The following is an 11388-nucleotide window of genomic DNA, read 5'->3' as shown; positions in this document are numbered from 1 at the left end:
CCGACGGCGAACATTCGGTGAATATGTTCCAGGCCGGTTAACAATCGATCACAATGAATGCCGTGACCGGGTCGACGACCAACGCCACGACGCAGTTGCTGGCAAGTAGTCACACGTCGCTGATGCACGGCTGGGTGCCCATCACGATCCAGGTGGTGGCCGCCGTGGTACTGACGCTGGCCGTGGGGTGGCGCTCGCGCCGCTGGCGGACGGTGTGGCTGCCGGCCGCCGTGTCGGCCGGCGCTGCCGCCGCCTACCTGACGCACTGGTACATCGTCGACCGCGGCCTGTCCGACGACCCCGCGCCGCCCGCGCTGTGGCTCTGGATCACGCTCACGGGCACCGCGGCGGCGGTGCTGATCCTCGGCTGGCGCAGCGCGCGCGGCTGGCGGCGCGGCGCCGGGCTGCTGGCCATACCGCTGTGCGCGCTGTGCGCGGCCCTGGTGCTCAACCTGTGGGTCGGCTACTTCCCCACCGTGCAGGCCGCGTGGAACCAGCTCACCTCCGGCCCGCTGCCCGACCAGACGGACCCGGCCACCGTCACCGTCATGGCCGCCAAGCGGGCGCGGCCGCCGCACGGCAGCGTGGTCCCGGTGGTGATCCCCTCGGACGCATCGCATTTCAAGCACCGCGGCGAGCTGGTTTACCTGCCGCCCGAATGGTTCACCAGCAGCCCGCCGCCGGCGCTGCCGACGGTCATGATGATCGGCGGCCAGTTCAACACCCCCGCGGACTGGACCAGAGCGGGCAACGCGGTCAAGACGGTCGACGACTTCGCGGCCGCCCACGCCGGCAAGGCTCCGGTGTTGGTGTTCGTCGACTCCGGCGGGGCCTTCAACAACGACACCGAATGCGTCAACGGAGTCCGCGGAAACGCCGCCGACCATCTGACCAAAGACGTTGTGCCGTATATGGTTTCCAAGTTCGGCGTCAGCCGCGACCGCTCCCACTGGGGCATCGCCGGCTGGTCGATGGGCGGGACCTGCGCCGTGGACCTGACCGTGATGCACCCCGACATGTTCAGCGCGTTCGTCGACGTCGCCGGCGACTTCTTCCCGAACGCGGGCAACAAGACCCAGACCATCGCCCGGCTCTTCGGCGGAAACGCCGACGCGTGGGCGGCGTTCGACCCGACGACGGTGATCAGCCGGCACGGGCCGTACAGCGACGTGGCGGGCTGGTTCGCGATCTCTTCGGAGGGTCCGCCCGCCGGGCGGCACGACCCGGTGATGACCGACAGCGGCGCGATCCGTCTCGCAAGCCGGCAAGCGGCCGCCGACCCCGGCAACCAGACGGCGGCGGCGTACTCGCTGTGTTCGCTCGGGCACGCCAACAGCATCGACTGCGCGGTGCTGGTGCAGCCCGGCAAGCACGACTGGCCGTTCGCCGACCGGGTGTTCGCCACGGCGCTGCCGTGGCTGGCAGGCCGGCTGGGCACGCCGGGAATTCCGCGGATCCCGTTGCCCGGCGCCGCCCCGCCCGCGCCCGCCCCTCCGGTCGTCGTCCCGGCCGACCATCCCAACCAAGCCCGGCGGTAGGCCGCCGGTGTTCTCGGTTGCGCGGGTTCGGCGCGCGATCTTCGCGCGGCACTGCAATCCGTGGAGCGCCTGGACCCGCTGGGCGAGCACACCGTTGATCCTGGTGCCGCCGTGGACGCGGCGCTTGCGGCCCGCGGCGTGGATCGCGCTGTGGCTGGCCGTGAACCCGTTCGTGTTCGGCGCGCCGGCGCACGAGCGGGCGTGGTCGACGCGGGCCATGCTCGGTGAGGAGCTGTGGATCAGCCGTCGCCCCCGCGACGGGGCGATGGCGGTCAGCGCGCTGACGTCGGTGGCCGCGCTGGGCGCGGTGGTCGCCGCCTGGCGCCGCCGGCCGCGGCCGGCGGCGATCGCCATCGCGGTGCAGATGGCGTTGACGCTGGTGTACTGGCAGCAAATGGTGCGGTATTGGGAGCGCGAGCGGCGGGACCGGGCCGGGCTTTTAGTAGCGTAACGACCATGCCCGACGAATCAGCAACGCCCGGTACCGCCCCACCCGACCCCGGGTACGACAGTGCGGGCGTTCCCACCTTCGAGTCCGTGCGCGAGAAGATCGAACATCGCTACGCGACGTCCGTGGGCGGCGCGGAATTGGACGCCGAGTCCCCCGAGGGCCGTTCCGTCGCCGAGCAATACGACGAGCGCGAGCGCGCCGCCGCCGAGCGGTTGGCCCAGATCCGCGAGTCCATGCGGGCGGACGAGGCCTAGGGAAGTCGGCTTAGCGTCGGGGGGACGTCGGATGAGTGAAACGCAGCCCAGTTCGCGGATTGGCAGCCGGTTCGGGCCCTACCAACTGCGGCGCCTGCTGGGGCGCGGCGGGATGGGCGAGGTCTACGAGGCCTACGACACCGTCAAGGACCGGGTGGTGGCGCTCAAGCTGATGTCCGAGCAGGTGAGCTCCGACGACTCCTTTCGGCGGCGCATGCAACGCGAGGCCCGGACCGCCGGCCGGCTGCAGGAACCGCACATCGTGCCGATTCACGATTTCGGCGAGGTCGACGGTCAGGTGTTCATCGACATGCGCCTCATCGAGGGCCGCGACGTGGGGTCGGTGCTGAGCCGCACCGGGCCGCTACCGCCACCGCGGGCGGTCGCGATCGTCGAACAGGTCGCCGCCGCCCTTGACGCCGCGCACCGCGCCGGGGTCATCCATCGCGACATCAAACCCGAGAACATCCTGCTCGGCGAGGGCGACTTCGCCTACCTGGTCGACTTCGGCATCGCCGCCGCGGCCACCGACGAGCGGGTGACCAGGACCGGGGCCGCCATCGGCAGCTGGAACTACATGGCACCCGAGCGATTCGGCAACGACGACCCCACCTACCGCGTGGACATCTACGCCCTCGCCTGCCTGCTTTTCGAATGCCTCACGGGCACAAGGCCGTTCCAGACCACCAGCCTCAGCAGCCTGATGGCCGCCCACCTGGTGGAGCCGGTGCCGCGCCCGAGTCAACGCAATCCCGCCGTCCCGGCGGCATTCGACGAGGTCGTCGCCCGCGGGATGGCCAAAGACCCAGCCGACCGCTACCTCACCGCGGGCGACCTGGCGAAGGCGGCCCTGCATGCGCTGAGCACGCCGGACCAACGCGAGGCGACCGAGCTGATCCAGCACAGCCAACATTTCGCGCCGCCGCCGAGCGGGGAACCGTTTCGCGGTCAACCCGCACCGCCGCACCCGGCGTGGTTCGCCACTCAGCCGCCGTGGGCGCCGCCGCCCGCGCCGCCGCGGCGCAGGCTGGGACTGGTCATCGGCGCCCTCGCGCTCGTCGTCGCGGTCATCGCGGGCACCGGGGTGTGGCTGGCGATCGACAAGTCCGGCGATTCCCAGCCCGACGCCTCCCCGACGACGACCACCGCCACCCCCTCCACCACGAGCGCGGTGACCACCAGCGCCGCCGCCCCCACAGTGGTTCCCGCACAACTGGATTCGCTGCTGCTTCCGGTCGACCAGATCAACACCCTGGTCGGCACCACCGGCATCATCGTCGACCACAACGTGACGGAGATGACGGACCCCGGCCCCGGCAATACGCTGTCGGATGACAAGTGCCTCGGGGCGTTGATCGGTTTCCAAACCCGGACGTACAAGAGCAGCGGCTACACCGCGATGCTCGCCCAGCTGATGAAGAAGCCGCAGAGCAACCCGGCCTACGTCGTGGTCCAGGGCGCGGTGATCTTCGCGTCCGCCGACCAGGCCCGGGGATTCGTGACCGATCAGTGGAACCAATGGCGGGACTGCGGTGGGAAGACCGTGACCCAGCCCAGCGACAAAGCCCCATTCGAATGGACCTTCGGGCAGATCAGCGGCAATCCGCCGAACATCGCGCTGCAGCACACGCTGGCCAACAGCCCGGTCGTGTGCCAGCACGTCCTCAACGCGATATCCAATGTGGTTTTCGACGTCAACGTCTGCGCACCCGGAACCATCAACCAGGCCAGGCTGATCGCCAGCCAGATGGCGACCAAGGTCCCCAGCTGACGGCCCGATCAGGCGGTGACTTTGCGTCGCCGCTTCGACCGCGGCGGCGGGGCGGCGCGGCCGATCACCTCGGCGAGGAACTTCCCCGTGTAGCTTTCCGGCACGGAAGCGATGTCCTCTGGAGTGCCTTCGGCCACCACGGTTCCCCCCTCGGCGCCACCCTCGGGACCCATGTCGACGATCCAGTCCGACGTCTTGATGACGTCCAGGTTGTGCTCGATGACGATGACCGTGTTGCCCTTGTCCACCAGCCCGTTGATGACGGTCAGCAGCTTGCGGATGTCGTCGAAATGCAGCCCGGTGGTGGGCTCGTCGAGGATGTAGATGGTCCGTCCCGTCGAGCGCTTCTGCAGCTCGGCGGCCAGCTTCACGCGCTGCGCCTCACCGCCGGACAACGTCGGGGCGGGCTGGCCCAGCCGGACGTAGCCCAGGCCGACGTCGACCAGCGTGCGCAGGTAGCGGTGGATGCCGGTGATCGGCTCGAAGAACTCCGCCGCCTCCTCGATCGACATGTCCAGCACTTCGGAGATGGTCTTGCCCTTGTAGTGCACTTCCAGGGTTTCCCGGTTGTAGCGCGCGCCGTGGCACACCTCGCAGGGCACGTAGACGTCCGGCAGGAAGTTCATCTCGATCTTGATCGTGCCGTCGCCCGTGCACGCCTCGCAGCGGCCGCCCTTGACGTTGAACGAGAACCGGCCCGGTTGGTAGCCACGGACTTTGGCCTCGGTGGTGGCCGCGAACAGCGAGCGGATCTTGTCGAACACGCCGGTGTAGGTCGCCGGGTTGGACCTCGGCGTGCGTCCGATCGGCGACTGGTCGACCCGCACCAGCTTGTCCAGGTGGTCCAGGCCCGTCACCCGGGTGTGCCGCCCCGGCACCAGCCGGGCGCCGTTGAGCCGGTTGGCCAGCACCGTGGCGAGGATGTCGTTGACCAGCGTCGACTTGCCGGACCCGGACACTCCGGTCACCGACGTCAACACGCCGAGCGGGAAGGAGACGTCGATGCCGCGCAGGTTGTGCTCGCGCGCGCCGACGACGGTGAGCTGCCGCTTGCGGTCTATCGCACGCCGGAGCGCCGGCATCTCGATGGCTTCCTTGCCCGACAGGAAGGCGCCGGTGATCGATGCCGTGTTGGCCAGCAGCTCGGCGTAGGTCCCGCTGTGCACGATCTGCCCGCCGTGCTCGCCGGCCCGGGGGCCGATGTCGACGATCCAGTCCGCGTGGGCGATGGTGTCCTCGTCGTGCTCGACGACGATCAATGTATTGCCCAAATCCCTTAGCCGCGTGAGGGTTTCGATGAGACGACGGTTGTCGCGCTGGTGCAGCCCGATGGACGGCTCGTCGAGCACGTAGAGCACGCCCACCAGGCCCGAGCCGATCTGGGTGGCCAGCCGGATGCGTTGGGCCTCACCGCCGGACAACGTGGCCGCGGCGCGCGACAGCGACAGATAATCCAGCCCCACGTCGAGCAGAAAGCCCAGCCGGGACTGGATCTCCTTGAGCACCTGCCCGGCGATCGCCTGCTCGCGGGGCCCCAGCGTGAGCGCGTTCAGGAAGTCCGCGCAGTCCGAGATCGACAGCTCGGACACCTCGGCGATGGACTTCTTGCCCCGGGTCCCCGCGGCCAGCGTGACGGCCAGGATCTCGGGCTTGAGCCGGGTGCCGTCGCACTCCGGGCAGGGCACGTCGCGCATGAAGCCCTCGTAGCGTTCCTTCATCTGCTCGGATTCGGTCTGCGCCATCTTGCGCTGCAGGAACGCCAGCACGCCCTCGAAATCGGCGTAGTAGGAACGGGTTCGGCCGTACCGGTTGCGATAGCGCACGTGCACCTGGTGGTCGGAGCCTTCGAGAATCGCCTTGCGCGCCTTGGCCGGCAGCTTGCGCCACGGCGTGTCGACGTCGAAGCCCATCTCCTCGCCCAGGCCGGCCATCATCCGGGTGAAGTACTCCGCGGTGTGGCCCGTCGACCACGGCGCCACCGCGCCCTCGGCCAGCGTGCGCTCGGGGTCGGGCACCACCAGGTCGGGGTCGACCTCCTTGCGGATGCCCAGGCCGGTGCACTCCGGGCAGGCGCCGTAGGGCGAGTTGAACGAGAACGACCGCGGCTCCAGGTCGTCGACCGCCAGTGAGTGCCCGTTGGGGCAGGCCAGCTTCTCGGAGAACCGCTGCTCGCGGTTGTGGGCGTCGTGTTCATGATCGACGAACTCCAGCACCACGATGCCGTCGGCCAGGTTCAGCGCGGTCTCCACGGAATCGGTGAGCCGCTGCTTGGCGCTGGCCTTGACGGTCAGGCGGTCGACCACCACCTCGATGTCGTGCTTTTCCTGCTTCTTCAGCTTGGGCGGGTCGGTCAGCGGGTGCACCACGCCGTCGACCCGCACCCGGCTGTAGCCCTGCGCGTTCAGCTTCTCGAACAGGTCGGCGAACTCGCCCTTGCGGGTGCGCACCACCGGCGCGAGCACCAAAAACCGGGTGCCCTCCGGCATCGCCAGCACCTGGTCGACGATTTGCTGCGGCGTCTGACGGGCGATCCGCTCACCGCACACCGGGCAGTGCGGCGTGCCCGCGCGCGCGTAGAGCAACCGCAGGTAGTCGTAGACCTCGGTGATGGTGCCGACGGTCGACCGCGGGTTGCGGTTGGTGGACTTCTGGTCGATGGACACCGCCGGCGACAGGCCCTCGATGAAGTCGACGTCCGGCTTGTCCATCTGCCCGAGGAACTGGCGGGCGTAGGCCGACAGCGACTCGACGTAGCGGCGCTGGCCCTCGGCGAAAATGGTGTCGAACGCCAGCGACGACTTGCCCGACCCCGACAGCCCGGTGAACACGATCAACGCGTCACGCGGCAGATCGAGGTCGACGCCCCGCAGGTTGTGCTCGCGGGCGCCCTTGACGATGAGGCGGTCAGCCACGCTGCCCTCTTTCAAGTGGATCTTTGACGTGCTGTAGCCGTTGATGCGCACGGCGCATTCCATGCTATGTGCCCATACCGACAAGCAACGTTTGACCAGTAACGTGGCCGCTATGACTGCCCCCGACAAGGTAAGCGACAACTACACCGGACACGTCGACCCTGGTACCGCGGCTCGCCGGACCCTACCCGGCGCCACGATCCTAAAGGCGTCGGTGGGCCCCATGGACAACAATGCGTATTTGGTGACTTGTTCCGCCACCGGCGAAACGTTGTTGATCGACGCCGCCAACGACGCCGACGTCCTGATCGAGCTGATCCGGCAGAACGCACCCAAGGTGTCGCTGATCGTGACCAGCCACCAGCACTTCGACCACTGGCAGGCGCTTGCCGCGGTGGCCGCCGCCACCGGCGCGCCCACCGCCGCGCACGAAATCGACGCCGAGCCGCTGCCGGTCAAACCGGACCGTTTGCTGGCCGACGGCGACACCGTCGGAATCGGCGAGCTGCAGTTCAAGGTCATCCATCTGCGCGGTCACACGCCCGGCTCGGTCGCGCTCGCCCTCGACGGGCCCGCGACGGGCGGCGTCACCCAGCTGTTCACCGGCGACTGCCTGTTCCCGGGCGGCGTCGGCAAGACGCGGCAGCCTGGGGATTTCACCCAGCTGCTCGACGACGTCACCACCCGGGTGTTCGACGTGTACGACGATTCCACCGTCATCTACCCCGGCCACGGCGACGACACAGTGCTGGGCACCGAGCGCCCACACCTGGCCGAATGGCGCGAACGAGGCTGGTGAGCCGAGGCGTGGCGATCGCGAGCGCGGCGTAGCCGGGCGAATCGCGTCGCCACCATCGACTTACGACGTGGTGTGCACGATCAGCACGTCGACCTTGGCCCGCCGTGAGACGTTGGCCGGCACCGATCCCAGCAACCGGCCGGCGATCGTGCTGAGGCCGACGTTACCGACGACCAGCAGGTCGGCCTTCTCGTCCTCGGCGAGCTTGACCAGCGCGTCGACCGGGGCGCCGACGATCGGGCGCTCCTCGACGTTCGTGGCTCCGGCCTTGTGCGCGCGCTCCTTGGCGTCCTGCAGGATCGCGTAGATGGGCGCCGTCCCGGACACCTTGTAGCTCTCGTCGCGCAAGGCGTCGGCGGCCCGGGTGTCCTCGTGTTGGGGCAGGTACGCCGACGCGACGATCAACTTGGCGTCCGGCCCGGCGATCTGCGCCGCCCTGTCCACCGCACGCATTGACGAGTCCGAGCCGTCGGTTCCCACCACCACATTCCGATAGGCGCCCATTTACCCTCCCTGATTCGGTTGGTCAGCCAATCCAAGACACTATCGCGTTTGCCCGTTGCGCAGGGAAGAGATTAGCCACACCACGCGGCCGGGCGTGTCGACAATTTGCGGCGCCGCGCCGCGTCAACGGAGAATATCGCCGATGACAAAACAATCAAATGCTCTCACCCGGGGCGGAAAGCGTTGCATAACGCAGCTTTTCGTCGAATGCGTACGCCGGGGCCGAATGGGCGGGAGCCGTTTTGTGACCTATCCCGGCGATTCAGCTTTACAGTGACAGGCATCATGTCCATCGTCGAGCAGCGCGTCGCGGATGAAGTCGAGGAGCCCGTGCCCGCGCGTCCGCCCGGCCGATTGCTCGACCCGGGGGCGGTCGCCGTATTCGCGGCCGTCGTCAGCGGCGCCTGGGCCTGCCGACCCTCGCTCTGGTTCGACGAAGGGGCGACCATCTCCGCCGCGGCGAGCCGAACGTTGGCCGAGCTGTGGCGGCTGCTGAGCCACATCGACGCCGTGCACGGGCTGTATTACCTGGTGATGCATGGCTGGTTCGCCGTCTTTCCGCCGACCGAGTTCTGGTCGCGGGCGCCGAGCGCCCTGGCGGTCGGCGCCGCCGCAGCGGGTGTCACGGTGTTCACCCGACGGTTCTCGACCCGGCCGGTCGCGGTGTGCGCGGGCGTCGTCTTCGCCATCCTGCCGCGCACCACCTGGGCGGGCATGGAGGCGCGGCCCTACGCCTTCGCGGCGGCCGCGGCGGTCTGGCTCACCGTATTGCTGGTCGCCGCCGTTCGGCGCAACAGTCCGCGATTGTGGATTTGCTACGCGCTGGCGTTAATGCTGTCGATTCTGCTGAATCTGAACATGGTGCTGTTGATGCCGGTTTATGCGGTAATGGTGCCGCTGTTGGCGCCGGAGAAAGCGCGCAAATCCCCGATCATTCGGTGGGCGGTCGGCTCGGTGGTCGCGGTCGCGGCCATGACGCCGTTCATGTTGTTCGCCCACGGCCAGGTTTGGCAGGTCAACTGGATTTACCCGGTCAGCTGGCATTACGCGTTCGACATCGTCCTGCGCCAGTATTTCGACCACAGCGTTCCGTTCGCCATCGGATCCGCGGTCCTCATCGTGGCGGCGATCGCGGCAAGGCTGGCGGGGGTCCGGCCCCCCGCCGGCGACCTGCGCCGCCTGTTGATCGCCTGCTTGGCGTGGCTGGTCATCCCCACCGCGCTCGTGGTCGTCTATTCGGCCGTCAGCGAACCGATCTATTACCCGCGCTACCTGATCTTCACCGCGCCCGCGATGGCCGTCGTGCTCGCCGTGTGCATCGTGACACTCGCCCGCACACCGTGGGCCATCGCCGGTGTGGTGCTCCTCTGCGCCGTGGCCGCGGTGCCCAATTACCTGTTCGTCCAGCGCTGGCCGTACGCCAAGGAGGGCTGGGACTACAGCCAGGTCGCCGATTTGATCAGCTCGCACGCGGCCCCGGGTGACTGCCTGATGGTGGACAACACCGTGCCGTGGCGGCCCGGACCGATCCGCGCCCTGCTGGCCACCCGGCCGGCGGCGTTCCGGTCGCTGATCGACGTCGAACGCGGGGCCTACGGGCCGAAGGTCGGGACGTTGTGGGATGGCCACGTCGCCGTTTGGCTGGCCACGGCCAAAATCAACAAATGCCCCGCGATCTGGACCATTACCAATAAGGAAACGTCGCTGCCCGACCACCAATCGGGGGCGGCATTGCCGCCCGGGCCCGCATTCGGGCGCGCGCCGGCCTATCGATTCCCCAGTTACCTCGGCTTCCGCATTGTCGAACGTTGGCAGTTCCATTACTCGCAGGTGGTGAAGTCCACGCGCTGATCGGCGCTTTGCCGGCGGCGTGAACCGCCATTTGTTGGGTAGTCGATGGGCTATGCAACACTGGCTGGCCGCGCCGCTGTTGGGTGGCGACGTGCAGGGTTTCCGACACCTGGTCGAGCTGGTCGCGGCGTTCGCGCTTACGGCGCTCATCGGACTCGAACGCACGATCCAGGGCAAGAGCGCCGGCCTGCGCACCCAGACGATCGTCGGGACGTCGTCGGCATTGATCATGCTGGTCAGTAAGTACGGCTTCGCCGACGTCCTGTCGGCCGGCACGATCGTGCTGGACCCTTCCCGCGTCGCGGCCCAGATCGTTTCCGGCATCGGCTTTTTGGGGGCCGGCATTATCATCACCCGTCGCGGCGCCGTGCACGGGCTCACCACGGCGGCCGCGGTGTGGGAATCGGCGGCGGTCGGCATGGCGGTGGGCGCCGGGCTGCTGCTGCTCGCCAGCGCCGTGGTGGCCCTGCACTTCGTCAGCGCGCTCCTCTTCAAGGCGGTCGAGGCGCGCCTGACCGCCCAGCTGCGCGGCACGGTCCGGGTCCAGATCATCTACGAGAACGGCCGCGGCATGCTGCGGGAGGTGCTGCGCATCTGCGGGCAGCAAAACTGGCAGCTCACCGAGCTCGACGCGGACGCGCACGACATCGACGACGGCGAGGTCCGGGTGGCGATGACGTTGTCCGGCAGCAGGATCGCGAGCGCCCGACAGGTGTTGGGCGACGTCGACGGGGTGGTTGCCGTCTTCCAGGCCGACGACGACCCCGACTGACGCCGCCGCGGCTCAGCCGACCGGCTGCCCCTGGCGTGCACGGGTCGCGCCGTAGGACACCGCCACCCCGGCGGCGCAGAGCGCGGTGAACACCGTGAACAGCCAGTGCGCCGCCATCCCGTCGCCGCCCTTGGCGGTGTTGACCACCACCCCGGCCAGACCCGCCGCGATGGCCGCGGAGATCAGCTGGACGGTGAGCGAGATCCTCAGCGCATCCTTGGAGAGCCCCCGCACGGTCGCGCGGGTCATCGTGGCGGCGCCGATCGTGGCCGCCTCCGGCCTGGCCCTGGCCGCGGTCGCCCGCCGCGGGGACACGTCCCCGTGGACGGCGGCGCTGTGGGCGGTGGCGCTGCTGGTGGCGGGGACCGGGATCGGGATGGCCTGGCCGCATCTGTCGGCACGCGCGATGTCCTCGGTCGACGACCCGGCCGAGGGCGGCGCCGCCTCGGCGGCGATCAACACCGTCCAGCTGATCTCCGCGGCCATCGCGGCGGGTCTGGCCGGGGTGGTGGTCAACACCGCCAAGGGCGGCGACG

Annotated in this window: 9 protein-coding genes and 1 pseudogene; 8 read left to right on the top strand and 2 right to left on the bottom strand. The window is 69.0% G+C overall.

Annotated features, from left to right (window positions below; translation table 11 throughout):
* Positions 1-53: 53 nt before the first annotated feature.
* Genes A5695_RS26070 through A5695_RS26055 form a run of 4 tightly spaced genes read left to right on the top strand, consistent with a single transcriptional unit; the run spans position 54 to position 4014 of the window.
* Positions 54-1538 (top strand): alpha/beta hydrolase family protein, encoded by a 1485-nt coding sequence (locus A5695_RS26070; protein WP_197515626.1) that lies wholly within the window; start codon positions 54-56, stop codon positions 1536-1538.
* A gap of 7 nt (positions 1539-1545) precedes the next feature.
* Entirely contained in the window at positions 1546-1989 is a 444-nt protein-coding gene (locus A5695_RS26065) for a DUF6653 family protein (RefSeq protein WP_231974986.1), read from the top strand.
* A gap of 5 nt (positions 1990-1994) precedes the next feature.
* Positions 1995-2243 (top strand): hypothetical protein, encoded by a 249-nt coding sequence (locus tag A5695_RS26060; protein WP_068089473.1) that lies wholly within the window; start codon positions 1995-1997, stop codon positions 2241-2243.
* Between the two features lie 31 nt (positions 2244-2274).
* Positions 2275-4014, top strand: a complete 1740-nt coding sequence (locus tag A5695_RS26055) for a serine/threonine-protein kinase PknH/PknJ (RefSeq protein WP_068089469.1) — start codon at positions 2275-2277, stop codon at positions 4012-4014.
* An 8-nt stretch (positions 4015-4022) separates the two neighbouring features.
* Here A5695_RS26055 and uvrA read toward each other — a convergent pair whose 3' ends face one another.
* A complete protein-coding gene (gene uvrA, locus A5695_RS26050; protein ID WP_068089534.1) occupies positions 4023-6926 on the bottom strand; it encodes an excinuclease ABC subunit UvrA in 2904 nt (967 codons plus the stop codon).
* Positions 6927-7038: 112 nt separating this feature from the next.
* On the opposite strand from uvrA, the gene A5695_RS26045 reads away from it, so the two are divergent.
* On the top strand, positions 7039-7725 hold the full coding sequence (locus tag A5695_RS26045; RefSeq protein ID WP_068089466.1) for an MBL fold metallo-hydrolase: 687 nt from the start codon (positions 7039-7041) through the stop codon (positions 7723-7725).
* A 60-nt stretch (positions 7726-7785) separates the two neighbouring features.
* Here the strand turns inward: A5695_RS26045 and A5695_RS26040 are convergent, their stop codons facing one another.
* Positions 7786-8229, bottom strand: a complete 444-nt coding sequence (locus A5695_RS26040; protein WP_068089464.1) for a universal stress protein — start codon at positions 8227-8229, stop codon at positions 7786-7788.
* Between the two features lie 285 nt (positions 8230-8514).
* Between A5695_RS26040 and A5695_RS26035 the strand changes: the two genes are divergently transcribed.
* From A5695_RS26035 to A5695_RS26020, 3 genes and pseudogenes are all read left to right on the top strand, one after another.
* On the top strand, positions 8515-10080 hold the full coding sequence (locus A5695_RS26035) for a glycosyltransferase family 39 protein (protein ID WP_082946316.1): 1566 nt from the start codon (positions 8515-8517) through the stop codon (positions 10078-10080).
* 52 nt (positions 10081-10132) lie between these two features.
* Positions 10133-10852 carry an MgtC/SapB family protein gene (locus A5695_RS26030; RefSeq protein ID WP_068089459.1) on the top strand — a complete coding sequence of 240 codons (720 nt, stop codon included), beginning with the start codon at positions 10133-10135 and terminating at the stop codon, positions 10850-10852.
* Positions 10853-10982: 130 nt separating this feature from the next.
* Positions 10983-11388, top strand: a pseudogene (locus A5695_RS26020) (MFS transporter); the annotation flags it as partial.

The sequence above is a fragment of the Mycobacterium sp. E1747 genome, from assembly GCF_001667775.1.
GTDB lineage: Bacteria > Actinomycetota > Actinomycetes > Mycobacteriales > Mycobacteriaceae > Mycobacterium.
The sequence above is the reverse complement of the archived record's forward strand: the minus strand, read 5'-3'. Positions and strand labels throughout refer to the sequence as shown.